The following is a 24307-nucleotide window of genomic DNA, read 5'->3' as shown; positions in this document are numbered from 1 at the left end:
TAGGTTTGTCCCGAGGGTGACTCCAAAAGGAGGTTCGGGGATGGGTGGTCAGGTGCTGCGGCTCCAGGACGTCGCCGTCAGGCGCGACGGAGCGGCCCTGCTGCGCGGCATCGACTGGACGGTCAGCGAGGACGAGCGGTGGGTCGTCATCGGTCCCAACGGTGCGGGCAAGACCACGTTGCTGCAGGTCGCGGCCACGTTGCTCTATCCGAGTGAGGGTCTGATCGAGGTGCTCGGCGAGCGGTTGGGCCAGGCGGACGTCTTCGATCTGCGGCCGCGCATCGGGCTGGCGAGCGCCGCGCTGGCCGAGCGCATCCCGCCCGAGGAGAAGGTCATCGACCTCGTGCTGACGGCCTCCTACGGGATCATGGGCCGCTGGACCGAGGAATACGACTCCAACGACGTGACCAGGGCCGTCGAGCTGATCGACATGATGGGGGCGGCCCACCTGATCAGGCGGCGGTTCGGCACCCTGTCCGAGGGCGAGCGCAAGCGGGTGCAGATCGCCCGCGCCCTCATGCCCGACCCCGAACTGCTCCTGCTCGACGAGCCCGCGGCCGGGCTCGACCTCGGCGGTCGCGAAGACCTGGTGCGCCGTCTGTCCCTGCTGGCCGGCGACTACCGCTCACCGACGCTGGTGCTGGTGACGCACCACGTGGAGGAGGTGCCGGCCGGGTTCACGCACGGGCTGCTGATGCGGCACGGCTCCGTGGTGGCCCAGGGGCCGCTGGAGCACGTCATGACGCCCGACAACCTGTCCCAGACGTTCGGGGTGCCGCTGTCGCTGGAGCGCAGCGCGGAGGGCCGCTGGTACGCCCGCGCATACTGATCACGTTTTATACGCATAAAGGCCCCACAAAGCCGAAACGAAATAGGATCTACGGAGTCGGTTCCTTCGACTTCGGAGCGTCGCCATGTCCGTCGAGCAGCTCATCGTCGCCCTCGTCGTGGTCGCGGCGGTGGGCTTCGGGATGGTCCGTACCATCCGCATCATCCCGCAGGCCACGGCGGCCATCGTGGAGCGGCTCGGGCGCTACCACCGGACGCTGACACCGGGGCTGAACCTGGTGGTGCCCTTCATCGACCGCATCAAGGACATGATCGACCTGCGCGAGCAGGTGGTGTCGTTCCCGCCGCAGCCGGTGATCACCTCCGACAACCTGGTGGTCTCCATCGACACCGTGATCTACTTCCAGGTCACGAATCCGAAGGCGGCCACGTACGAGATCGCCAACTTCCTCGTCGCCGTCGAGCAGCTCACGGTCACGACCCTGCGCAACGTGGTCGGCGGCATGGACCTGGAGCGCACGCTGACCTCACGCGAGGAGATCAACACCGCGTTGCGCGGCGAGCTCGACGAGGCGACCGGCAAGTGGGGCATCCGGGTCAACCGGGTCGAGCTGAAGGCCATCGACCCGCCCGCCTCCATCCAGGACTCGATGGAGAAGCAGATGCGCGCCGACCGCGACAAGCGCGCTGCCGTGCTGGCCGCCGAAGGGCAGCGGCAGGCGGCGATCCTGGCGGCGGAGGGCGAGAAGCAGGCGTCGGTGCTGCGGGCGCGCGGCGAGGCCGAGGCGGCCGTGCTGCGGGCGCAGGCGGAGGCGGAGGCCCAGGCCATGCGGGCCAAGGGGCAGGCGGACGCGATCGGGATGGTGTTCAAGGCCATCCACGAGGGGAAGCCGGACCAGCAGTTGCTCGCGTACCAGTACCTGCAGACCCTTCCGGAGATCGCGAGGGGGGAGTCGAACAAGATCTGGATCGTGCCGTCGGAGATGGGCAAGGTCCTGGAGGGACTGGGCGGCCTCTTCTCGCCCCCCAAGGGTCCGGACACCCCCTGACAACCCGCTGACGATCTCCCGTTACGGTGGGCCGCGTGCAGCGGGCCGCCGCAGGCAGCGGGTACGCGCCTACGGTGGGCCGCGCGCGGCGCGGCCGGCGCAGGCTGCGCCCATGCCTGAGTCGGGGAGGGTTCGTGACGGGGTGGGAACTGGTCGTGGTGTGCGCGGCCGGGGTGCTGGCGGGCGCCATCAACGCGGTCGTCGGGTCCGGGTCGCTGATCACGTTCCCGGCTCTGGTGGCCGTCGGCGTCGACCCCATCACGGCGAACGTCTCCAACACCGTCGGCCTCGTCCCCGGCTCGTTCACCGGTGCGTACGGCTACCGCGCCGAACTCCTGGGCCAGCGTGCCCGCCTGCTGCGCCTGGGCGCGGCCTCGGCGGCCGGGGCGTTGATCGGCGGGATCCTGCTGCTGTTCCTGGACCCCGACGTCTTCGAGTACGTCGTGGTCGCACTGATCGCCCTGGCCTGCGTGCTGGTCCTGGCGCAGCCGACGCTCAACCGCCGGCTGGCCGAGCGGCGCCAGCACACGCATCCGCACGGGGGCGCGGCGCTGTGGCTGGGCGTGCTGGCCGCGGGCGTCTACGGCGGCTACTTCGGCGCGGCCCAGGGCGTGCTGCTGATCGGCCTGCTCGGCAGCTTCCTCGACGACCACCTCCAGCGGGTGAACGCCGCGAAGAACGTCCTCGCGCTGGTCGTCAACGCCGTGGCGGCCGTGCTGTTCGTGATCGTCGCGGACGTGGACTGGCAGGCCGTGCTCGCGGTGGCCCTGGGCGCGGTGGCGGGCGGCTACCTCGGCGCCACGCTGGGGCGGCGGATCCCGTCTTCCGTGCTGCGGGGGATCATCGTGGCCGTGGGGGTCACCGCAATTATCGTACTGGTGTACGGATAGCGGTAATGGGTATAACCCGGACATGAAGGGTGACCGGGTGGAAATCGTCATCGACGCGGGCGGCACCCCGCGTACTTATGAGATCAGGGCCACCCGCGCCGGCCGGCGGGTCGAGGTGGCCACGCGCCGGGGGCTCGTCGAGGTGAGCGAGGTCACCCGCAGCGGCACCCCCGTACGCACGGCCCGGTTCATGTCCAGCCGCATCCTGGCACTTGTCGAGCACCCGGCCGACGAGGTCACCTGAAGTCCGACACGTGGTCCTCCGCCCACTGGCGGAACGTCAGCGCGGGCCTGCCGAGCAGCCTCTCCACGGTGCCGGTGACGGGCTCGGGAACGGTCACCAACCCCTCCCACGCCCGCAGCGCGTCCTCCACGAACGCCGGGTCGCCCCAGGCTGCCATGAGCTGCTCGCGGGCCTCGTCCGGCGCCTGGTCCTCCCACCGCACCTCGCGCCCCGTCACCTCGCCGATCACGCGCACCTGCTCGGCCTGGGTCAGCTGCTCAGGGCCGGTGAGGACGTACGTGGCCCCGCTGTGTCCGCCCGAGGTCAGCACGTGCACGGCCACCGCCGCGATGTCCTTCTCGTGGATCAGCGACCTGGACGCCTGCCCGTACGGCCAGCGCACGACCCCCTGCCGGATCTGCCCGGCCCACCCCAAGGTGTTGACCGCGAAACCGCCGGGCCGCAGGAACGTCCAGGCCGTCCCCGAATGCCGGATCAGCCGCTCGATCTCGTGGTAGTGCGTCACCGGCTCGTCGGGGACGTTGGCCGACAGGTACACGACGCGCCGCGCGTGCTTGGCGATCGCCTCCACGACCTCGGCCGCGCCGTCCGCCGTGAAACCCGGCCAGAGCAGGAACACGCTCTCGACGTCCTCCAGCGCCGGGTGCAGCGTCTCCGGCACGGTGAGGTCGCCTTGCGCCATCTCCACCGGCAGCCGCGCCCGCCCGGGGTCCCTGACGAGCGCACGTACCGCCAGTCCGGCGTCCGCGAGCTGGGAAACCACATGCCTGCCCACATTCCCGGTCGCGCCGGTCACCAGAATCTTTCCCATGGAAAGGACGGTAGGACCTCAACCAAACTTCAGGTCAAGCCGGGCCGGACCTGGATCGTGCCGTCCCGCCGGATCCGCGTCTCGAACGTGGGCGCGGGAGCGGTCGCGGGCCCGTGCCGCACGGAGCCGTCCGCGAGCCGGAACGTGCTCCCGTGCCACGGGCAGACCACGCACGCCTCGCCGTCGCTCATGACCAGCCGGCCCTGGTGCAGCGGCCCGGCCAGGTGCGGGCAGTGGTCGGCGAGCACGGTCACGCCGTCGCCCTGGCGCAGCACGAAGAGCTGGATGTAGCCGAGCCGCCGCGCCACCGGCCGGCCGTCCGGCAGATCCCTGATGGGGCACAGGTCGTGCCAGCCCAGCGGCACCAGGTGGGTGACCTGCGGGGCGTGGTTGGCCCCCGCCGCCTGCCGGTACGCCATGTGGCCGCCCAGATAGGCGCCGAGCATGCCGATGCCCAGCCCGGTGAAGGACAATATCTTCCCGGTGCGCTCCTGGCCGCGCAGGCGGGCCGCCAGCGACGCGGAGAACAGGCTGAACGCGGTCAGGTTCGACAGCATGTGGACGAAACCCACCCGCTGCTGCTCGCGGTGGAGAGAGGACCAGTCCGTCAGCCCGGCGGCCACGGTGGGCAGCGCGTTGGCGACGCCCGTGGCCAGCAGCAGCCGCGCGGCCCGCGCGTCGGCGCCCGCCAGGTCCAGCACGGCCGTCGACATCCAGCAGCCCAGGCTGACCGAGGCCAGCGGCGGGTGCAGCGGCTCGCCCAGGGGCACGCCGTGCAGCAGGTCGCGTAGTCGGCCGGGAGGAATGCGCCGGCGTACGGCTTTGGCCAGCACTCTGACGGGCTTGTCCATGGCCTTCGACTTCTCGAGCCGATCGGCTAGGGCAACCGGCCCGGCGAAACCCCGCAATTGCCGACGTCTCGCTCGTACTGACTCTTTCACGACAGTCCCCTACCCCGGCCGCGAGGGGATCACTCGGACAGGTGCCCTCTGGCCACGGAGAGTTCAACCAGTTCCAGGGCGTACGCGCCGAGCGAGGGGGAGCCCTCCTCGATCATCCGCACCTTCTCCCTCACCTGCGAGGCCTTGACCTTGAACAGCGGCCACGTGCCGCCTTCGGTGTGGTGGTTGGCCAGGATCGGGGCGAAGCGGTCGAGCGCCTTGGCGAACTTGGCCTCCGGTGTACTCCGGGCCTCGAACTCGTCCCAGAGCTCCCGCACCCACGCAGCCTGCTCCTCCGGCAACAGGCCGAAGATGCGCTCGGCGGCCGCCCGCTCGGCCTCGGGCTGCGCGGCCACCTCCACCGGGTCGTAGACGAACGCGTCACCGGCGTCGATCTCCACCAGATCGTGCACCAGCAACATGGCCACCACCCGTTGGAGGTCGGTCCCCGGCGGGGCATGCTCGCCGAGGACCATCGCCAGCATGCCCACGTACCAGGAGTGCTCCGCGGAGTTCTCCCGCCGCGAACCGTCGATGAGATGGTTGCGGCGGATGATCCGCTTCAACTTGTCGATTTCGATGGCGAAGGAGATCTGGGCGGTCAGGCGGTCCTCTTCTGGCGCGATAGTCACGCGCGACACCCTAATGTGCGTTGATCACCCCGGTTGGTGAAATACTGACCGGAACTCCGTTGAACACTGCGTTACCAGATGGAACGTCGATGGCTGACTCGTCGGTGAGCGCGTTCACGCTGACCCCGGCGTGCTCGGCGGCCACGCTCTGCGCGCTGCCCGCGTGACCCCAGCCGTGCGGCAGGCTGACCACGCCGGGCATGATGGTGTCGGTGGGCTCCAGCGGCACCGTGACCTGGCCTTTCGCCGAGCGCACCACGGCCTCCCCGTCCAGCCCCAGCCTGGCGACGTCTGCCGGGTTGATCTGCAGCGTGCAGGTGTTGCTGCCGCCGACCAGCGTGCCCACGTTGTGCAGCCAGCTGTTGTTGGAGCGCAGGTGGCGCCGTCCGATCAGGACGATCTCCGGCGGCTCCTCGTCCAGCTTGCTCCGCAGCCGCTCCACGTCCTCGATGAGCTGCGGCGGCGCCAGCTCGATCAGCCCGGAGGCGGTCTTGAGCACCTCGTCCAGGCGGGGCTCCAGCGGGCCGAGGTCCAGGCCGTGCGGGTTGTCGAGCAGCTTGCGCAGCGACAGGTCGCCCTTGCCGGTCCACTCGCCGTACGGGCCGAGCCGGAGCATGAGGTCGAGCCTGCGCTCGCCGCCGGTCTCGCCCTCCAGCGCGTCGCGCAGCTCGGCGACGTCGCGGCCCTCGACGCCGGAGCCCGGCGTCTGCGTGGCCTTGCGCAGCATCTCGTCGATGACGAACGCGTCCAGGTCACCTTCGAGCCCCGAGGCGATCATGGCCAGCCTGGCGAGGATCTGGGCCTCGGACGGCTGCCCGTCCAGCGGCAGCAGCGGCGGTGAATACCGCGTGTAGTTGCGTACGGCGAATCCGAGCAGCGCGAAGTCATAGTGCCCCGACTGCAGCACCCGCGGCGGTGGCAGGATCACGTTGGCGTGCTTGGTGGTCTCGTTCAGGTACGGGTCCACGCTCACCATGAAGTCGAGCCGCTGGAAGGCCGCATCGAGCCTGTCCCCGTGGGGCGCTGACAGGACGGGGTTGCCCGCGATCGTGATCAGGAACGTGACCTGCCCCTCGCCCGGCGTCTCGATCTCGTCGGCGAGCGTGGCCACCGGCAGCTCGCCGTTCGCCTCGGGCAGGCCCCGGACCCGGCTCCTCCACCGCCCCACCTGGTAGGGCCGGCGGCGCGCCCCGAACTCCGTCGCGGGCTTGGGGAACATGGCGCCGCCCGGCCGGTCGAGGTTGCCGGTGAGCACGTTGAGCACGTCCACCAGCCACTGGGCCAGCGTGCCGAACTCGGCCGTGCACGTGCCGATCCTGGCGTACACGGCGGCCGTACGCGCCGCCGCGAGCTCCCTCGCCAGCCGCACGATCACGTCGGCGGGCACCCCGGTGCGGCGGGCGACGGACTCCGGCGGGAAGTGCTTGGCCGCCTCCCGCACCTCCGCCAGCCCGTTGACCTCCTGGGCAGGCGTGATGAGATCCTCGGCGAACAGCGTGTGGACCATGCCGAACAGCAGGTACGCGTCGGTCCCCGGGCGGACGAACACGTGCTCGTCGGCCAGCGCGGCGGTCCGCGTGCGGCGCGGGTCGACCACGACGAGCCGCCCGCCGCGCCTGCGCAGGGCCTTCAGCCGGCCGGGGAAGTCGGGCGCGGTGCACAGCGAGCCGTTGGACTCCAGCGGGTTGGCGCCCAGCATGAGCAGGTAGTCGGTGCGGTCGAGATCGGGGACCGGGATGGCCAGCGGGTGCCCGAACATCAGGCCGCTGGCCACGTGTTTGGGCATCTGGTCGGCGGTGCTGGCGGAGAACACGTTGCGGGTGCCGAGGGCCTTGATGAGCGGGGCGCCGTAGAGAGCCCCCGCCATGCTGTGCGCGTTGGGGTTGCCGAGGTAGACGGCGATCGACTGGCGGTCGGTCACCCGGTCGAGGCCCGCCTTCACGGCGGCGAACGCCTCGTCCCAGCCGACCTCGCGCCACAGGTCGCCCTCCCGGACGAGCGGCTTGCGCAGCCGGTCGGGGTCCTCGTCCAGCCGGCCGAGGCTGGCTCCCTTCGGGCAGATGAACCCCTTGCTGAACGGATCGTCCTTGTCGCCGCGGACGCTGGTCACGTGCCCGCCCTCGTCGAGGGTGAGCGTCAGGCCGCAGACGGCCTCGCAGAGCGGACAAGTCCGGTGGACGGTCGACGTCATCACGCCTCCTGAGTTCGCCAGCTGAACTCATCTTGGCCCGTACCCGGCGCATGCGGAAGCCCCGGAGCCCCCGCGGTCTCCGGGGCTTGCCCCTGGGATCAGGCCCCATTCCCTTCCCAGGGTCTTAGCCGACCTGCGGCACCATGACCGGGGTGCGCAGATCAGGCGGCTCCTCGAGGTCGGGCCGGAGCGAGACCCAGGCGTGCCGGCCATAGAGCCGGTCCAGCCCCGGTGAGGCGGCGCCCGGGACCTCGTCACGCCGGACGATCTCCACGATCAGCAGGTGCGCCCGCGTGCGGTGCCGGTAGACGTTCACGCTCCTGGCCCAGCAGGCGGCCGCGATCTCCTCGCTGTACGCCTCGAACTCCTCGGCGCAGATCCCGGCCCGCGTCAGGATCAGCGCCTTCTCGCCGGTCGTCGTCGGCGTGATCCACAGAACCAGGGGGATCCGCCCTGCCCTGGTGTGCATCGTCGTCTCCAGGCAGACCCGCTGCAGGCGGTGCCTGGACACCACGCACCAGAAGTGGGCGGTGATCCAGTTTCGCCCCGTCCTGGTGACGGCCGGCACCGAGATCGCGCTCGTCAGCAGCACGAAGGGCACCCACTGGCCCTCCCGCGTCGCGCCCAGCACGGTCAGCGTGAACAGCGCAAGCGCGGCGAGCATCAGCAACTCGGTGCGGATGCGCCAGAGCCGGACGAGCGGCCCGCCGCCCCGGGCGGCGGGCAGGTCCTCGTTGGCCGGGTAGATCTGGTTGCGCGGGTTCCTCGGCACCTCACGTCACCTCCTCGTGCACCCGGCGGGGCAGGCGGAGCTGGTCGAAGCGTGGATCCCGGTAGCGACGGGCGCCGAATCCCGTCTTGGTCACGGTCCACCCGATGCGGTATGCGAATTCGTCGGGCTCCATGCAGATTTCGCGATCGGCCCATGCGATGAGTTCCCGGATCCGGGACTTGATTCGGCTGAGTCCCTTGGTACCTTGTGAGTACATAGAAGACCCCTTTCGCGGCATTTCTAGAGGTGGCTTCTTTGCCGGTCCGACGGCTGATGACCGGTTCCGTCGCTGGGTGGCAGCCCATATGCGGGGAACTGGTCATCGGCGTCGGCCGGCACTTTTTGTGCTCGGCTGAGCCCACATGCGCTCGATTCCGTAGCGCTGCACTCGTCAGGCGATTTCGCGATCCTTCCGGCAGGCGCCCTCCCTGGGGTTGAGATTCGATTCCGGGACGGCGACGTTGCCGGCGTGACGGCCCGCGTGCGGGCACGCGATCATGAGCGGGAAGCCCGGTGCGTGCGGCGATGTCGTCATGCCCGGCCTCCTCACACTCGAGAAACCTCCGTCTACCCGATCGTCCCCCCAGGTGCGCCCTGCTGCAATACCTTGAGCAAGGAAGATTTGAATTTCTTCGCATCTTGCCTCTGGACTTGCCATGCAACTTGCACGAGAAGTGTCGGATCCGCCTAGATGGGGGAGCTAGCTGGAAGAGCTCCTCTACCTGGGGGAGCTTCGCGGAACTCGTCTTGCTCCTACGCTCTACCCGTGAAAGCCTTCTGGCAAGGCCAATCGGCACGACTCGTGCAACTTGCAGTGTAAGATTGGGCGAACGGCCCCGAAAGTCGGGCCCCAAACCATTCCTTCCGGCTACACCTTCCTTCCCGACAAGGAGAGTGGACGGTGCCATCGCAGCAGGGCAGCCCCACGGTGCGCAGGCTCCGGCTCGGCCAGGAGCTGCGCTTGCTGCGCGAGCGGCGAAAGCTCACCGGGGCGAGGGCGGCCAAAGAGCTCGGCTGGTCCCCGAGCAAGGTCAGCCGCATCGAGGCCGCCAGGACCATGCCCAGCACAGACGACATCAAGGCGCTGGTGAAGCTCTATCGCGTCGATGGAGACAAACTTGACGAACTCATCGGCCTGTTGCGGGATGCGGAGCAGCGGGGGTGGTGGGAGGATTACGAAGACTCTCTGCCCGAGGAGTACACAAGATTCCTGGGGCTGGAGGCGGAGGCGATCTCTCAGCGATCGTGGGAACCCCAGATCGTGCCCGGCCTCCTGCAAACCGAGGACTACGCGCGGGAGGTCATCCTGGCCTCCCGGGGCATCGCGCGCATCACGCACAGCGGTGTCCGCAGCCGCGTCGAGGCCCGCCTCGATCGGCAGCAGCGTGTTCTGCACCGGCCGGATCCCTGCCGGCTCACGGTCGTGCTCGACGAGTCGGCGCTGATGCGCCGCTTCGGCGAGCCTTCGGTGATGCGTGAACAGATGGAGCATCTCCTGGAGATATCCATGCTGCCGCATGTCGGTGTGCACGTCCTGACCATGGACTCCCTTCATCCGGTGAACACCGGTACCTTTATTCACCTGCAGTTTGCGGCATTTGACGATGTTGTGTACCTAGAGCAGCTGTATACTGCCAGCTTCGTCGAAGACCTCGCACGAGTGGCTGGATACGAAACCGCCTTCGACCACATCAAGGCGGAGGCATTGGACGAGGACGAGTCCCGAGTCCTCATTCAGCGCAAGGCCATGCTCTGGCGGCGTTAGAGACGACCACCTCAACAAGGGGCAACGGAGCCCCTTTAGCTATTTGGGGAGAAAATGCACAACCACCCTTCGAAGGCGGCTTGGCGGAAGAGCACCTTCTGCAATGGCGCAGATGCCTGTGTCGAGGTCGCCCCCCTCTCCGACGGAAACGTCGCGCTGCGTGACAGCAAGGAGCAGGACGGTCCCGTTCTGGTGTTCACTCCGGCGGAGTGGGCCGCGTTCACCTCCGGCGTACGCGAGGGTGAATTCGACCTGGCGACACTGGCCACGAGCGCCTGATAAAGAAACGGCCCGGCGACGTTGATGACGGCAACATCGCAGGGCCGCTCCCCGCAAGGCCCGCACGGGCCTCGGCTTGAACACCGCACCTATCATGGCACAGCATCCCCTCGGATGATCAACCGGCCACGCGGCGTCGACCGCTGCCCACGCCGCCGCGATTTTCCGGTGTGATAAGAGGCCTTACCGGAGCCGTTTCAAGGCTGACGGCGAAAAGCGGCGAGCTCCGGAAGAATTCCGCTGGAACACGCGCGCGGCGCGTCCTTTTTCAGGACGCGCCGTTTTTTCGTGCCGACCGTGGGGTTTCAGGCGGATGAGGGCACGCGCCGGCGGACGAGGAAGATCGAGCTCAGGCCGGCGAGCACGGCCAGGCCCGCCATGGCGAACGCCGCGCCGAGGGGCGCGGACACCGTGGAGTGGCCCTGGCTGAGCGTGATGAACAACGTTCCCACCGTGGCGACCCCGATCACCTGGCCGAGCTGCATCACGGTGAGCAGCGCGCCGCTGGCGTCCGCCGCGTACGCGCCGTCCACCTGCTCGGTCGCCATGTTGGTCACGGCGACCTGCACGCCGAGCCCGGCGCCGATGAGCATGCTCATGATCGCGTACGCCACCCCGCCGTCGGCGAAGAACCCGAGACCGAGGTACGCGGGCGCGGCCACCACGTAGCCGAACGGCACCAGCGGACGCTGCAACTGGACCGGCAGTCGCGGCCAGAAGAGCCCGACCAGGCCGAAGGCCAGCGCGCACGGCACCAGCATCATGCCGGAGGCCAGCGGCGACAGGTGCAGCTCGCTCTGCAGGTGCAGGGCGGAGGTGAACAGGTACGCGCCCCAGGTGGCCGGGCCGAAGAGCAGGATCGCCAGCCCCGGCCGCATGCCCGGCGCACGCAGCACCTGCGCGTCCACCAGGGGACGGCCGCCACGCGCGGTCACCCACCGCTCGATGCGGACGAACCCCCCGAACGTCACCACGCTCATTCCCATCGAGATCCAGCCCCACAGCGGCCAGCCGAGATCGCGGCCGAGCACCAGCGGCACCACGAACAGCAGCACCGCCACCGACAGGGTCACCAGGCCCCACGGGTCGAGCCCCGTCCGGCCGCCCCCCTCGTCGGCCGGCAGCACTTTGAACCCGGTCGCCAGCAGCACCGCGCCGATGGGGACCAGCACCAGGAACACGATCCGCCAGCCCGCGCCGAAGCCCAGCAGGATGCCGCCGAGCGCCTGGCCGACCACGATGCCGCCGCTGACCGTCAGCGACCACAGCCCGATCGCCCGGCCCCTCGCCGCACCCTGGTAGTTGCGCTGGATCAACGTCAGGACCTGCGGCATCATCATCGCCGCGCCGGCGCCCTGGAGCAGGCGGAAAGCCACCAGCCAGCCGGTGGAGGGCGCCAGGCCCGCGGCGAGCGTGGTGGCGGTGAACGCCGCCAGCCCCCACAGGAACGCGTTGCGGTAGCCGAACAGGTCGCCGACCCTGGCCCCAGTGATCAACAGCACGGCGTAGACAATGGTGTATCCGGCGACGATCATCTGCAGGCCGGCGCCTGAGGAGTGCAGGTCGGCCTCGATCGTCGGTGTGGCCACGTTGACGATGTTGACGTTCAGGATGGCCAGGAACTGCCCCACGAGGATGATCGCAAGGAGCAGGCCGCTGGCTTGGGTTCCTCTCTGTGGTTTTGTGTCCACGGAAGGAGTCAAAGCGGCAGTTTGCGTCATGCTGATCAGTTTGCCGCCAGTTCAGTACCAGTAACGAGAGCCCCTTTATACTGGTACTGGTGGTAACTGGATAAGAGTTGCCTGATGCCCGCATAGTGGGGACATGACGGTGGCAGAGGCGAGACGTGCGGATTTGTCGGCGTTCCTGCGTACACGTCGCGAGCGGATCACCCCCGAGATGGTCGATCTGGCGCCCGGGCCGCGCAGGCGCACTCCGGGGTTGCGGCGCGAGGAGGTCGCGCAGCTGGCCGGGGTCGGCGTGACCTGGTACACGTGGCTGGAGCAGGGGCGGCCGATCAACGCCAGCACCCAGGTGCTCGACGCCATCGCGCGCACGCTGCGGCTCGACAGCGCCGAGCGGCAGCACCTCTACCGGCTGGCGGGGCACGTGGAGATGCCCGCCCCCGCGGACTCCGGGCAGGTGACGCCCGAGCTCCAGGGCATACTCGACAGGCTCGGCGACATGCCGGCCGTCGTCTCCAACGGCCGCTGCGACGCCCTGGCCTGGAATGCCGCCTACGCCGCCCTGTTCCCCGAGCTCGTCAACGCGCCCGAGGGGGAGCGCAACTCGCTCTGGGTGACCTGCCTCACTGCCGACCCCACGACGCGGTTGATCAATCGCGATCAGGAGCTGGCGCGGGCGGTCGCCGTCTTCAGGGGTGCCTACAGCCGTCACGCCGACGATCCCTGCTGGCAGGACTTCGTCCGCCGGCTCAGCGCGGAGAGCGCCGAGTTCGCCCGGCTGTGGGCCAGGCAGGACGTGGCCGACCCCGGGCCGAGGGTGAAGGTGTTCGAGCACGTGGAGGTGGGGGAGCTGCGCTTCAGCACGACCAGCCTCACGACCGTGCCCGAGATCCGGGTGATCGTCTACACGCCGATGGACGACGAGACCAGGACTGCGATGAGCAAATTGATGGGGGTTGCCCGCTGATCTGTCCGACATGGCATGCTCGATCCCTAAAAGTCAGGATCCGAGCGGAAGTGGCGGCAGATGAGACTCCCCCGTGCCCTCCCGTTGTTCGCGGTCGTCGCGTCGCTTGCCGCGTGCTCCTCGGCGCCCGAGACGGAGCAGCAGCGCAAGCAGATCGACCAGCAGGCGGCCGTCGTGCCGACGGAGGAGCCCACGCCGGAGCGGCGGCCGTACACGATCTCGTTCGGTGGTGACGTGCACTTCGAGGGGATCCTGCGGCCCCGGCTGTCGAATCCGCGCACGGCGCTCGGGCCGATCGCGAGCGTGCTGCGCAAGTCCGACCTGGCGATGGTGAACCTGGAGACGGCCATCACCACCGGCGGGACGCCGGCGCCGGGCAAGCAGTTCACGTTCAGGGCGCCCGCCACCGCGTTCACCGCGTTGAAGGCCGCCGGGGTGGACGTGGTGTCCATGGCCAACAACCACGGCATGGACTACATGGAGAGCGGGCTGGCCGACTCGCTGGCGGCGATCAAGCGCAGCAAGTATCCCGTGGTGGGGATCGGGAAGAACGCGGCGGAGGCGTACAAGCCGTTCAGGAAGACCGTGAACGGGAACCGGGTGGCGATCATCGGGGCCACGCAGGTGTTGGACGCCGAGTTCATCGCGTCGTGGACGGCCACGGCCGACAAGGGCGGGCTGGCCTCGGCCAAGGAGGAGGCGAGCCTGCTGAGAGCGGTACGGCAGGCGCGCAAGAACTCCGACACCGTGATCGTTCACCTGCACTGGGGCACCGAGATGCAGAAGTGCCCCAACGAGGCGCAGCTCTCGCTCGCCCCCAAGCTGGTCAAGGCGGGCGCCGACGTGATCGTCGGCGGGCACGCGCACATCCTGCTCGGATCCGGATATCTCAAGAACGCCTACGTCAACTACGGGATGGGCAACTTCGTCTTCTACAACTCCAACCCGGCGACCACCGGCAGGACCGGCGTCTTGACCTTGACCATCGAGGGACGGAAGATCTTGAAGGAGCGCTGGACCCCGGCCACCATCCAGGGCGGCGTCCCCGTCCCGATGACCGGGGCGGCCAAGACCCAGGCCGTGGCCGACTGGAAGGCGCTGCGCTCCTGCACCGGGCTCTCCGCCCGGCCCTCAACCGTCCCGTAGGAGGTCGCGATGCGGCGGGTCGAGTCCGGTGACGTGCGGCTGGCGGTCTTCGAGGACGGCGACCCGGCCGCTCCGACGGTCCTGCTGCTGCACGGCTATCCGGACACCCACCGCGTCTGGGACGAGGTGGTGGAGCGGTTGCGCGACCGTTTCCACGTGGTGCGGTACGACGTGCGCGGGGCCGGCGCGTCAACAGAGCCCTCGGACGGGCGCGACTACGGCTTCGACCGGCTGATGGACGATCTGCGTGCCGTGATCGACGCCGTGGGCAAGCCGAAGGTCCACCTCGTCGGGCACGACTGGGGGGCGCTGCAGGGATGGGAGGCGGTGAGCCGGCCCGAGGTCGCGGAACGGGTGGCCTCGTACACCAGCGTCGGCGGTCCTGGGCTGCGGCACGCGGCCCACTTCTTGCGGCACGGCAGGCGGCGCGACGTGGCCGCGCAACTGACCCGATCGTGGTACATCGCCGGATTCCGCATTCCCGTGGTGCCGGAGCTGGTCTGGGGATCGCTCCTGCCCCGTCTCGTCGCCGGCGGGTACGGCGACGGCGTCGGGCCGAGGGACGGGCATCCGGCCGAGACCCTGGTGGAGGACGCGCGCAACGGGCTGTGGCTCTATCGGCGCAACATGGGCGCCGGGCGCGGGGACGGCCTCGATCCGCGGGTCGTCGACGTGCCCGTGCAGCTCGTCGAGCTCACCCGGGACATTTTCGTGACGCGTGCGCTGCTGGCCTCGATCGGGCAGTGGGTGCCGAGGTTCTGGCATCGCAGGGTCGCGGCCGGGCACTACGCGCAACGCAGCCATCCCGACCTCGTGGCCGGGATGATCGCCGAGTTCGCCGCGCACGTCGACGGCGCGGCGCCCACGAGGGAGCTGCGGAGGGCGGGGGTGCGGCGCGGGGCGTTCGGGGGCCGGCTGGCGGTGGTCACCGGGGCGGGGTCGGGGATCGGGCTGGCCACGGCGCGGGCCTTCGCCGCCCACGGGGCCGAGGTGGTCTGCGCGGACATCGACGACAGCGCGGCGGCGCGGGCGGCGGAAGGCATTGCGAAGGACCTTCGCGGTACGGCGTGGGCCGTGCAGGTAGATGTCGCCGATATCGATCAAATGGAGGATTTTTCGCGAAAAATCATCTCTGAATATGGGGTGCCGGACATTGTGGTCAACAATGCCGGGATCGTCGTTGCCGGGCCCATTCTTGATCATACGGTGGACGACTGGCGCAGGACGCTCGACGTCAATCTCTGGGGCGTCATTCACGGGTGCCGGCTCTTCGGCGCCGCCATGGTCGAGCGGGGCCAGGGCGGGCACATCGTCAACGTCGCCTCCCTGGCGGCGTTCGCCCCGTCCCGGGTGCTGCCCGCGTACTCGGTGTCGAAGGCGGCCGTGAAGATGCTCAGCGACTGCCTGAGGGCGGAGTTGGCCGGGCACGGGATCGGCGTCAGCGCCGTCTGTCCGGGCTTCGTGTCCACTCCGCTGGCCGGCCACGCCACGTACGTGGGACGGGACCTCCGGGAGGAGGCCGTGCGTGGGCTGGCCCTGCGCCGTTATCCCCCCGAGCGGGTGGCCGCCCACATTCTGCGGGCCGTGCACCGGAATCAGGCGGTGGTACCGGTCAACCTCGAAGGCAAAATAGGCTATGCACTATCCAGGATTTCGCCCAGGGCGATGCGAGGGCTGGCGCGGCTGAGCCGGGCAACGAGAAATCCATAAATTTGCAAGTAACGATCGCCCGAACGGGAGAAGATGCATACGTGTCTTCGCCGCAAATGGATGACGATTGCGCCCAGCCCCAAGCTCTCAGGCGGCGGCCCGCACAGCGCCGCAGCGCCCGGCGGGTTGAGCGCATGCTCGACGCCTGCGCCGAGCTGCTCGACGAGGCCGGATACGAGGCCCTGTCCACCACCCGCATAGCCGAGCGGGCCGGCGTGGCCATCGGGTCGGTCTACCAGTTCTTTCCCGACAAGCGAGCCATCACCCAGGAGCTCACCCGGCGCAACGTCGAGGAGTTCGTCCGCAGGGTGGACCGCAGGTTCCTCGAGGAGGACTACCGCGGCTGGTGGGAGGCGGTCGACGCGATCATCGACGAGTACGTCGACATGCACCGCACCGTCGCCGGCTTCAAGAGCCTCCACTTCGGCGACGCCGTCGACCTCAACCTGCTCGACTCCGACTCCGACAACAACACGGTGATCGCGGGGCGGCTGCGGGGATTGTTCCTGAAGGAGTTCGGGCTGGCCGACAGCCCGGCGCTCGACCTGGCGGTGCTGGTGGCCGTCGAGGCTGGCGACGCCGTGCTGAAGCTGGCCTTCCGCCGCGACCCCGACGGTGACCCCGAGATCGTCGACGCCGCCAAGCAGCTGATCCGCGGTTTCCTGTCCCGCCAGCTGAGGTCCTGGTCGCCGCCCGCGTAGGGCGCGCTCACCGGCCCCGGAAGTGCGCCCGCGCCGACGGCAGGGCGAGCAGCGCGACGACGAGCACGGAGCCGAGCGTCGTCAGCGCGAGCTTGGCGACGGCCGCGTGGTGCAGCCAGCCCGGCATGACCTGGGTGGTCGAGTCCACCAGGGACACCACGTCGATGCGCGCGAGTGCCGGGTCTCCCGAGCTCTTGAACGCGGACTCGAGCAGAGGGGCGACGAACACCTGGCCGGGGACGATGACGGCGCCGGCGACGAAGAGGATCGGCTGGAAGATCCAGGACAGGGTGCGGCCGAGGCGCTTTCCGTTCAGGTTGAGCAGGGCGAGGCTGGCCAGGATCAGCACGATCGCGACGGCGAAGGGCAGCTCTGACGTGCTGTTGCCGAAGCTGACGCCGTGCTGGTCCAAGAGGGAGGGCGGGAGCCCCTGCCGGGCGACCTCCGCCTCGGCGGCCGCCTGCGCCCGGGCGCCGTGGGCGAGGACGACGTAGGTCCCGAGCACGAACGGGACGGCGGTCAGTAACTGCAGCACCGCGGCGAGCACGACGCTGCGCGGGCGCCGGGTGTGGACGTCGGTTTTCATGGCGCACTCCTTTGCCGGGCAATGACTTGAACTTTGTGCAAGGCGACCGTACGCCGAGACTTGTACTAAGTGCAAGTAGCTTTCGAACTTAGTGCAAGTGCGGTCTATGCTTGGCGCATGCCGCGTGAGACGTTGTCCAGGGAGCAGATCGTCCGTGCCGCCGTCGAGGTCCTGGACGCCGAGGGGGTCGAGGGGCTCAACATGCGCCGCCTCGGTGCCTGGCTGGGCTCCGCCGCCACGGCGGTCTACTGGCACGTCAAGAACAAGGACGACCTCGTCGTCCTTGCCGCCGACGAGGTGTGGGGCGAGATCGAGCTGCCCGACGTCGAGCAGGTGGGCTGGCGGGAGGCGGCCGCCGCCATGGCGCGCAACCTCCACGCGATGGTCATCAGGCATCCGTGGCTGGTGACGGCCATGAGCACCCACCTCATCTACGGCCCAGGCAAGGCCCGCCACGACAACCACCTCATCGGGGTCTACGAGGCGGCGGGCTTCACCGGCAGGCAGGTGGAGTGGGCGATGAACGCGGTCTTCGTCTTCGCCCTCGGTCAGGCCATCGGCGAGGCGTCCGACGCCGCCTGGAGGCGGCGGCTCCGTCGCGCCGGCGGCGATCCGGAGGAACGGGAACGGGCGGCCATCGAGCAGATCGCCGAGATCGCGTCACGGTTCCCGCGGCTGCGGGCCCGCATGGACGCACCCGGCGACGACGGGCCCGGCCAGCGCTTCGAGTTCGGCCTCCAGACCGTGCTCGACGGCCTCGAGGCCCGCCTGGGCGCTCGTTGACGAGGGCGCCTCACTGCTCGCTCTCGGGGGCGTTCCCCGCCTCGTCCAGCGGTCCGGGAGTCCAGGCCGGCACGTCACCGGGCCAGTGCCGCCGGTCGCCGAGCGCGGTGGTGGGCAGCTGCTGGAGCCGCGGCGTGGGCGGCGTGCGGACGCATGGCGCCGGGAACGACACCGGGCGCGCGTCACGCGCCTCGCGGAGATCCAGCCTCGCCTCCAGCGCCCGCAGATTGCGTTCTGCCGCCTCGATGGCCTCCCACCGGGCCGACATGTAGCCTGCCACACCCGGGACGAGAGCGGACAATACGACCGCACAAGCCAGCGCGAAGGTCGTCTGTTTGGACATGCCCATCACAGCCCCTTCCGCTCGCGGGACGCAGAGCGACTGCTATATGCCCTGTGGCGTGCACAAACACGCGTACTGTAATCAGGATTGGACCAGACGTTACCGAATATGGGGTCGACCGGCGATGCGCATTGACCGGGCAAAGCGCCGGTCGGCTCGGTAGTCTCGCGGTGTGGCGCATGTGACCCGTGAGCACCTTGATCGTCTGCTTGAGCAGGCCCTGCTGGCCGACGACCACAGTTCCCTGGCCAGTCGGCTGTACGACGTCGCCCTCGACTACACGTCCGGCGACGTCTCCAGGGCGTCCATCCTGGTCCTCGCCGCCGAGGAGTGGCGAGCGGCAGGCCAGCCCGCGCGCGCGATGGAGTGTTTCCAGCGCGCGGTCGAGGACGGTGGCGAGGCGGGTTTCGACCCGCGTGCCGGCATCGCCGACACGCTCTTCGAGCTCGACAGGCCCGATGAGGCAAGGGAGGTCATCGAGACGATACGCCGTGAGGGAGGGGTCTCCACGGCGACCGCGCACACGATCGCCGAGACGCTGGTCGCGTACGGAGATCTGCAGGGCGGCCTCGACTGGGCCACCCAGGCGGCGCTGGGGTCCGACGAGAGCGATCCCGAGCATGTGGCGGCGCTGCGGACGCGCTACCGCATCAGGGTCGATCTCGGGCTCCCCGAGGACGAACTGGACGCGCTCGTCCACTGACGGGCACGTTCCAGATTTGATGCGTGTGCATCCCATCCGTCGACACACGCATCCATGTCGTTGTGCGTCCGGACGCGCGCGGGGCGGCACGCCGTGGCGCTTCAGCGGCGACGTGGGCCCTTGGCGGTGCTCAGGGTCCCGTGGTGCCGGACACACGCATCCTCATGGAGAGCCGGAAACGGGGGTTCGGGCTGGGGCGAGGGGGTCGCGGCTCGCGGCCGGCCGCGACCCCCTCGGTTAGGGGACGCCGGGCGCGGCAGGCACGGATCGCGCCCGGACGGGATGGCTGGAACGCCGCGCGCTCACCGCAGACCGAAGCCCTTGACCAGACTCGTGAGGCCCTCGAGCCCCGCACCCTGTCCCGGAACACCCGGCATGCCCGGCACACTCAGTACGGAAGCCCCGCCGACGCCGTCCACCGCCTTCGGCAGGAGCTCGGTGATGACCTTCGACCCGACCTCCCGCACCGGCTTCTCGAGACCGTCCGCCGGGCTCTTGCGGTCGTCCGGACCGTATTCGTCGTCGTCGGCGGCCGTGACCCCGTTGGGGAACGGGCCGCGGCCGAGCGTCATGTCCCGCGGGATCCGCTCCTCCAGCGGCGTCCCCGGGATGGGGAGCGACGGCAGGTCGGGGACGTGGGCCTCGGTCGCCAGGTCCTCCATCCCGACCGGCCCGCGGGCCGTGGGGAACAGCTCCGGCGAGGCGGAGCTCACCGAAGGCATGCCCCAGGTCGCCACGATGCCGCCGAGGTCGAGCAGGTCAGGCGAGGGCCGCGCGCTCGCCAGGCCGGCCAGGCCGAGCTCCCTGGCCAGCCGACCGGCGGCCAGGGCGAGGGAGGCAGCTTCCGGCGTGAGCTTCGCGCTGCCGGGGAGGGTGTCGTCCACCTGCATTTCGACGCTCTCGCCGCATTCGGCCGAGGCGTGCCTCTTCTTGCCGCAGGTCCCGGCGTCCGTGGGTGCCGCGGCGAGCCAGGAGATGCCCGCGGCCAGGGCGGCCGCCGCGATGATGCTCCGGATCTTGTGGGATGACACCGCACGCCCCCTTGATGTCGGTGATGTGACGAACGCAGAACGTAGTCGCGGGCGCGACGGCCGACATGGGGCTTGTCCGAAGAGAGGGCCGAACCTTACCAATTGAACGCCCGGATGACCGTGTCATGACACGCCGAAGCCCGGAGATCGCCGCTGGATCTCCGGGCTTCGCGTACAGGAGCGGGTCAGGCGGCGCGCTGGATGAGCAGCTCGTCGTCGCCCAGCTCCACCGTGACCTTGTCGCCGTCCACGACTTCCCCCGACAGCACGGCCTTGGCGAGCTTGTCGCCGATGGCCGACTGGACGAGGCGGCGCAGCGGGCGGGCGCCGTACAGCGGGTCGTAGCCGGTCAGGGCCAGCCACTCGCGCGCCGCCGGCGTGACCTCCAGCGTCAGCCTGCGGTCGGACAGACGGCGGGCCAGGCGCTCGACCTGCAGGTCGACGATCTGCGACAGCTCCTCCGAGCCGAGCGCGTCGAAGAGGATCACGTCGTCGAGGCGGTTGAGGAACTCCGGCTTGAAGGAGCTCCGCACCGCGCCCATGACGGCCTCGCGCTTGGCGCCGTTCTCCAGCTTCGGGTCGACGAGGAACTGCGAGCCGATGTTGGAGGTGAGGATCAGGATCGTGTTGCGGAAGTCGACCGTGCGGCCCTGGCCGTCGGTCAGCCGCCCGTCGTCGAGCACCTGGAGGAGGATGTCGAAGACCTCGGGGTGGGCCTTCTCGACCTCGTCCAGCAGCACGACGGTGTACGGGCGCCGCCTGACGGCCTCGGTGAGCTGGCCGCCCTCCTCGTAGCCGATGTAACCCGGAGGCGCGCCGACGAGCCTGGCCACGCTGTGCTTCTCGGAGTATTCGCTCATGTCGATGCGGGTCATGGCCCGCTCGTCGTCGAACAGGAACTCCGCCAGCGCCTTGGCCAGCTCGGTCTTGCCCACGCCCGTCGGGCCGAGGAACATGAACGAGCCCGTCGGCCGGTCGGGGTCGGCGATGCCGGCCCGGCTCCGGCGTACGGCGTCTGAGACGGCCTGTACGGCCCGCTGCTGGCCGATGAGCCGCTTACCCAGCTCCTCCTCCATCCGCAGCAGTTTGGCCGTCTCAGCCTCCAGCAGGCGCCCGGCGGGTATGCCGGTCCACGACGAGATCACCTCGGCGATGTCGTCGGCGCCGACCTCCTCCTTCACCATGGCGTTGTCCGGCGGCGCGGCCTCGGAGGCGGCCTTCAGCGCCTGCTCCAGCCGCGGCACCTCGGCGTACATCATCTTGGACGCGGTCTCGAAGTCGCCGTCGCGCTGCGCCCGCTCGGCGGCGCTGCGGGCCTCGTCGAGCTGCTTCTTCAGCTCACCGACCTTGTTGAGCCCCGCCTTCTCGTGCTCCCAGCGCCCGACGAGGGCGTTGAGCTCCTCCTGGCGGTCGGCCAGCTCGCGGCGCAGCCGCTCGAGGCGCTGCACCGAGGCCTCGTCGGTCTCCTTGGAGAGGGCCAGCTCCTCCATCTTCATGCGGTCGACGTTGCGCTGGAGCTGGTCGATCTCCACGGGACGGGAGTCGATCTCCATGCGCAGCCGCGAGGCGGCCTCGTCGACCAGGTCGATGGCCTTGTCGGGGAGGAAACGGCTGGTGATGTAGCGATCGGACAGCGCCGCGGCGGCCACCAGCGCGCTGTCGGCGATCTGCACCTGGTGGTGCGCCTCGTAGCGGCCCTTCAGCCCGCGCAGGATCGCGATGGTGTCCTCGACCGTGGGCTCGCCCACGTAGACCTGCTGGAAGCGGCGCTCAAGCGCGGCGTCCTTCTCGATCCGCTCGCGGTATTCGTCGAGCGTGGTCGCGCCGATCATGCGCAGCTCGCCGCGGGCCAGCATGGGCTTGAGCATGTTGCCGGCGTCCATGGCGCCCTCGGCGGCCCCCGCGCCGACGACGGTGTGCAGCTCGTCGATGAACGTCACGATCTGCCCGTTGCTCTCCTTGATCTCGGAGAGCACGGCCTTGAGCCGCTCCTCGAACTCGCCGCGGTATTTCGCACCGGCCACCATCGCGCCCAGGTCGAGCGCGATCAGCCGCTTGTTGCGCAGCGACTCGGGCACGTCACCGGCCACGATGCGCTGCGCCAGGCCCTCGACGACGGCGGTCTTGCCGACGCCGGGCTCGCCGATCAGCACCGGGTTGTTCTTGGTGCGGCGGCTGAGCACCTGGACCACGCGGCGGATCTCGGAGTCGCGGCCGATCACCGGGTCGAGCTTGCCCGACCGGGCGCGCTCGGTGAGGTCGACGCCGTACTTCTCCAGCGCCTGGTAGGTGTCTTCAGGGGTCTCGCTGGTGACGCGGGCGTGGCCGCGTACTTTCTCGAACGCGTCGAGCAGCGCCTGCGGCGTCGCGCCCTGCGACCTGAGCAGCTCGGCCGCCTGGCCGCCGTCGGCGGCCAGGCCCACCAGCAGGTGCTCGGTGGAGACGTAGAGGTCTTCCAGGCGGTTGGCGTGCTGGGCGGCGGTGTTCATCACCGTGAGGAGCTGGCGCGAGCTCGACGGCGCCCCCACCGTCGCGCCCTGCGCCTTCGGCAGCGCCGCGAGCAGCTCCTCGGCCCGCGCCCGCAGCGTGCGCCAGTCGGCGCCCACGGCCTCGAGCAGGGGCACGGCGGTGCCGCCCGTCTGCGAGAGCAGCGTGGTGAGGAGGTGAGCCGGGGCGATCTCCGGGTTGCCCTCCGCGGCGGCACGCCGCATGGCACCCGAGAGCGCTTCCTGGCTCTTCTGGGTGAGCTTGTAGTCCATGTGCTTCTAGGCCCCCGGTGGCAGCTCGTAGCGGATCAACGCTCGCACCATCCGCATCTCGGCGCGCAGGCGGTGGACCTCCTCACGCAGCCGCAGATTTTCGTTCTCGAGCTCGAGAATCCGCTTGATGCCCGCGAGGTTGATGCCCTCCTCCTGGGAGAGCCGCTGCACCTCGCGGAGCTGGATGATGTCTCTTGTGGAGTAGAGGCGGCCGCGCCCCGCCGTGCGCCCAGGACTGACCAGCCCCAGCCGGTCGTACTGACGCAGCGTCTGCGGGTGGAGCCCGGACAGCTGCGCGGCCACCGAGATCACGTAGACGGGTGTGTCGTCTGACAGATCGAAGTAATTGGCGTCCATCGGCTACTCGCTTCTGGCTCGCTGAATGAGATCAGCGCGCGGGTCCTCCCCCGCGGTCGCGGTGTTGAACTCGGTCAGGAGCTCGCGCGACTTGTCGTCGAGCGTCTTCGGCACGACCACCTCGACGGTGGCGAGCAGATCGCCCTTCGTGCCGTCCTTGCGGGCCACGCCCCTGCCGCGCACCCGGAACGTCCGCCCGTTGGGAGTGCCCGGGGGAATGCGCAGCGTGACGGGCATCCCCTTGAGGATCGGCACCTTGATCTCGGCACCCAACGCGGCCTCCGTGAACGTCACCGGGACGGTGATGGTCAGGTTGTCGCCCGACCTGCCGAACACGGCATGCGGCTTGACGTGGGTCTGGATGTAGAGGTCGCCGGCCGGGCCGCCGTTCTCGCCCGGCGCGCCCTTCGCCTTGAGCTTGACCCGCTGCCCGTCGGCCACGCCGGCGGGGATGCGGGCCTGGATGGTGCGGGTGCTCTTGGCCCGGCCGCTGCCCTCGCACACGGGGCAGGGGTCGTCCACGATCAGCCCGCGGCCCTTGCAGTCGCGGCAGGGCTCGGAGAAGGCGAAGCTGCCCAGGTTGCGGCTGGCCGCGCCGGTGCCTTCGCAGGTGGGGCAGACCCTGGGGGTCGTGCCCGCCCTGGCGCCGGTGCCGGTGCACGCGGCGCACGCGGCCGAGCTGGTCAGCCTGAGCGACACCGTGGTGCCCTCGACCGCTTCGGTGAACGTCAGCGTGACCTCGGACTCGATGTCCTGGCCACGACGCGGCCTGGACGTGGTGGTGCGGGTCGAGCCGCCGCGGTTGAACAGCCCGCCGAACAGGTCGCCGAGCCGCTCGCCCGCGCCGCCGCTCTGCTGGCCGGTCCCGCCGAACAGGTCACCGAAGTCGAACGGGAATCCGCCACCGCCGGCCCGCTGGCCCGCGCCCACCCCGGAGCCGAACAGCGTGCGCGCCTCGTCGTACTCCTTGCGGCGCTTGCTGTCGGACAGGACGTCGTACGCCTCCGAGACCTCCTTGAACTTGGCCTCTTTGGTCGGGTCGCCCTGGTTGCTGTCGGGGTGGTATTGCCTGGCCAGCTTGCGGTAGGCCTTTTTGATCTCTTCGGCGGTGGCGGTCTTGGGCACACCAAGGACGGCGTAGTAGTCCTTCTCCAGGTAGTCCTTGGTGCTCAT

At 69.7% G+C, this 24307-nt stretch carries 25 protein-coding genes and 1 pseudogene; 12 read left to right on the top strand and 14 right to left on the bottom strand.

Annotation, left to right across the window (positions count from 1 at the left end; all coding sequences use genetic code 11):
* Nucleotides 1-40: 40 nt before the first annotated feature.
* The 4 genes from ID574_RS10635 (at nt 41) to ID574_RS10620 (ending at nt 2972) form a co-directional block, all read left to right on the top strand.
* Complete coding sequence (locus ID574_RS10635; RefSeq protein ID WP_188188651.1) at nt 41-829, top strand: ABC transporter ATP-binding protein; 789 nt, start codon at nt 41-43, stop codon at nt 827-829.
* An 85-nt stretch (nt 830-914) separates the two neighbouring features.
* Nucleotides 915-1838 (top strand): SPFH domain-containing protein, encoded by a 924-nt coding sequence (locus tag ID574_RS10630; protein ID WP_188188650.1) that lies wholly within the window; start codon nt 915-917, stop codon nt 1836-1838.
* Nucleotides 1839-1972: 134 nt separating this feature from the next.
* Nucleotides 1973-2728 carry a sulfite exporter TauE/SafE family protein gene (locus ID574_RS10625; RefSeq protein WP_188188649.1) on the top strand — a complete coding sequence of 252 codons (756 nt, stop codon included), beginning with the start codon at nt 1973-1975 and terminating at the stop codon, nt 2726-2728.
* A gap of 22 nt (nt 2729-2750) precedes the next feature.
* Nucleotides 2751-2972 carry a hypothetical protein gene (locus tag ID574_RS10620; RefSeq protein ID WP_188188648.1) on the top strand — a complete coding sequence of 74 codons (222 nt, stop codon included), beginning with the start codon at nt 2751-2753 and terminating at the stop codon, nt 2970-2972.
* On the opposite strand, the gene ID574_RS10615 is transcribed toward ID574_RS10620, so the two are convergent.
* The 7 genes from ID574_RS10615 to ID574_RS10590 all read right to left on the bottom strand — a co-directional run bounded on the left by ID574_RS10615 (nt 2965) and on the right by ID574_RS10590 (nt 8854).
* Nucleotides 2965-3783 carry an NAD(P)H-binding protein gene (locus tag ID574_RS10615; RefSeq protein ID WP_188188647.1) on the bottom strand — a complete coding sequence of 273 codons (819 nt, stop codon included), beginning with the start codon at nt 3781-3783 and terminating at the stop codon, nt 2965-2967. The two genes, ID574_RS10620 and ID574_RS10615, sit on opposite strands and share 8 nt — an antisense overlap.
* A gap of 29 nt (nt 3784-3812) precedes the next feature.
* The gene (locus tag ID574_RS10610) at nt 3813-4634 is read right to left on the bottom strand and encodes a Rieske (2Fe-2S) protein (RefSeq protein ID WP_223166562.1); all 822 of its coding nucleotides are present in this window, start codon (nt 4632-4634) and stop codon (nt 3813-3815) included.
* 119 nt (nt 4635-4753) lie between these two features.
* Nucleotides 4754-5365 (bottom strand): HD domain-containing protein, encoded by a 612-nt coding sequence (locus ID574_RS10605; RefSeq protein ID WP_188188645.1) that lies wholly within the window; start codon nt 5363-5365, stop codon nt 4754-4756.
* A gap of 1 nt (nt 5366) precedes the next feature.
* Nucleotides 5367-7547: a molybdopterin-dependent oxidoreductase gene (locus tag ID574_RS10600; protein WP_188188644.1), complete on the bottom strand. Its 2181-nt coding sequence runs from the start codon at nt 7545-7547 to the stop codon at nt 5367-5369.
* 124 nt (nt 7548-7671) lie between these two features.
* On the bottom strand, nt 7672-8319 hold the full coding sequence (locus ID574_RS10595; RefSeq protein ID WP_188188643.1) for a hypothetical protein: 648 nt from the start codon (nt 8317-8319) through the stop codon (nt 7672-7674).
* A gap of 1 nt (nt 8320) precedes the next feature.
* Entirely contained in the window at nt 8321-8452 is a 132-nt protein-coding gene (locus ID574_RS61515) for a hypothetical protein (protein ID WP_262495972.1), read from the bottom strand.
* A gap of 258 nt (nt 8453-8710) precedes the next feature.
* A complete protein-coding gene (locus ID574_RS10590) occupies nt 8711-8854 on the bottom strand; it encodes a hypothetical protein (RefSeq protein ID WP_188188642.1) in 144 nt (47 codons plus the stop codon).
* A gap of 366 nt (nt 8855-9220) precedes the next feature.
* Here ID574_RS10590 and ID574_RS10585 point away from each other — a divergent pair, with 366 nt between their 5' ends.
* Both ID574_RS10585 and ID574_RS10580 read left to right on the top strand, forming a co-directional pair.
* The gene (locus ID574_RS10585; protein WP_188188641.1) at nt 9221-10084 is read left to right on the top strand and encodes a helix-turn-helix domain-containing protein; all 864 of its coding nucleotides are present in this window, start codon (nt 9221-9223) and stop codon (nt 10082-10084) included.
* A 54-nt stretch (nt 10085-10138) separates the two neighbouring features.
* Entirely contained in the window at nt 10139-10363 is a 225-nt protein-coding gene (locus ID574_RS10580) for a DUF397 domain-containing protein (protein ID WP_188188640.1), read from the top strand.
* Between the two features lie 305 nt (nt 10364-10668).
* Here ID574_RS10580 and ID574_RS10575 read toward each other — a convergent pair whose 3' ends face one another.
* Nucleotides 10669-12054 carry an MFS transporter gene (locus tag ID574_RS10575; protein WP_223166561.1) on the bottom strand — a complete coding sequence of 462 codons (1386 nt, stop codon included), beginning with the start codon at nt 12052-12054 and terminating at the stop codon, nt 10669-10671.
* A gap of 133 nt (nt 12055-12187) precedes the next feature.
* Between ID574_RS10575 and ID574_RS10570 the strand changes: the two genes are divergently transcribed.
* The 4 genes from ID574_RS10570 to ID574_RS10555 all read left to right on the top strand — a co-directional run bounded on the left by ID574_RS10570 (nt 12188) and on the right by ID574_RS10555 (nt 16572).
* Nucleotides 12188-13015, top strand: coding sequence for a helix-turn-helix transcriptional regulator (locus ID574_RS10570; RefSeq protein WP_188188638.1), 828 nt, complete (start codon nt 12188-12190; stop codon nt 13013-13015).
* Between the two features lie 60 nt (nt 13016-13075).
* Complete coding sequence (locus tag ID574_RS10565) at nt 13076-14161, top strand: CapA family protein (protein WP_188188637.1); 1086 nt, start codon at nt 13076-13078, stop codon at nt 14159-14161.
* Nucleotides 14162-14170: 9 nt separating this feature from the next.
* A complete protein-coding gene (locus tag ID574_RS10560) occupies nt 14171-15871 on the top strand; it encodes an SDR family oxidoreductase (RefSeq protein WP_188188636.1) in 1701 nt (566 codons plus the stop codon).
* A gap of 134 nt (nt 15872-16005) precedes the next feature.
* Nucleotides 16006-16572 (top strand): TetR/AcrR family transcriptional regulator, encoded by a 567-nt coding sequence (locus tag ID574_RS10555; protein ID WP_336245502.1) that lies wholly within the window; start codon nt 16006-16008, stop codon nt 16570-16572.
* Nucleotides 16573-16579: 7 nt separating this feature from the next.
* Here ID574_RS10555 and ID574_RS10550 read toward each other — a convergent pair whose 3' ends face one another.
* Nucleotides 16580-17158, bottom strand: a complete 579-nt coding sequence (locus ID574_RS10550) for a hypothetical protein (RefSeq protein ID WP_188188634.1) — start codon at nt 17156-17158, stop codon at nt 16580-16582.
* A gap of 117 nt (nt 17159-17275) precedes the next feature.
* Here ID574_RS10550 and ID574_RS10545 point away from each other — a divergent pair, with 117 nt between their 5' ends.
* Nucleotides 17276-17941, top strand: a complete 666-nt coding sequence (locus tag ID574_RS10545) for a TetR/AcrR family transcriptional regulator C-terminal domain-containing protein (RefSeq protein ID WP_188188633.1) — start codon at nt 17276-17278, stop codon at nt 17939-17941.
* Between the two features lie 10 nt (nt 17942-17951).
* On the opposite strand, the gene ID574_RS10540 is transcribed toward ID574_RS10545, so the two are convergent.
* Nucleotides 17952-18284 carry a hypothetical protein gene (locus ID574_RS10540; protein ID WP_188188632.1) on the bottom strand — a complete coding sequence of 111 codons (333 nt, stop codon included), beginning with the start codon at nt 18282-18284 and terminating at the stop codon, nt 17952-17954.
* Nucleotides 18285-18456: 172 nt separating this feature from the next.
* On the opposite strand from ID574_RS10540, the gene ID574_RS10535 reads away from it, so the two are divergent.
* The gene (locus ID574_RS10535) at nt 18457-18987 is read left to right on the top strand and encodes a tetratricopeptide repeat protein (protein WP_223166560.1); all 531 of its coding nucleotides are present in this window, start codon (nt 18457-18459) and stop codon (nt 18985-18987) included.
* A gap of 302 nt (nt 18988-19289) precedes the next feature.
* On the opposite strand, the gene ID574_RS10530 is transcribed toward ID574_RS10535, so the two are convergent.
* The 4 genes and pseudogenes from ID574_RS10530 to dnaJ form a co-directional block, all read right to left on the bottom strand.
* Nucleotides 19290-20018 (bottom strand): hypothetical protein, encoded by a 729-nt coding sequence (locus ID574_RS10530; RefSeq protein WP_188188631.1) that lies wholly within the window; start codon nt 20016-20018, stop codon nt 19290-19292.
* 185 nt (nt 20019-20203) lie between these two features.
* The gene (clpB, locus tag ID574_RS10525; RefSeq protein ID WP_188188630.1) at nt 20204-22777 is read right to left on the bottom strand and encodes an ATP-dependent chaperone ClpB; all 2574 of its coding nucleotides are present in this window, start codon (nt 22775-22777) and stop codon (nt 20204-20206) included.
* Nucleotides 22778-22810: 33 nt separating this feature from the next.
* Nucleotides 22811-23134 (bottom strand): annotated as a pseudogene (locus ID574_RS10520) (heat shock protein transcriptional repressor HspR); the annotation flags it as partial.
* Between the two features lie 3 nt (nt 23135-23137).
* Nucleotides 23138-24307 carry a molecular chaperone DnaJ gene (dnaJ, locus tag ID574_RS10515; RefSeq protein ID WP_188188629.1) on the bottom strand — a complete coding sequence of 390 codons (1170 nt, stop codon included), beginning with the start codon at nt 24305-24307 and terminating at the stop codon, nt 23138-23140.

The sequence above is a fragment of the Nonomuraea sp. SYSU D8015 genome (assembly GCF_008065375.1).
In the GTDB taxonomy this organism is placed as follows: domain Bacteria; phylum Actinomycetota; class Actinomycetes; order Streptosporangiales; family Streptosporangiaceae; genus Nonomuraea.
This window is presented reverse-complemented; position numbering and strand designations above follow the sequence as displayed.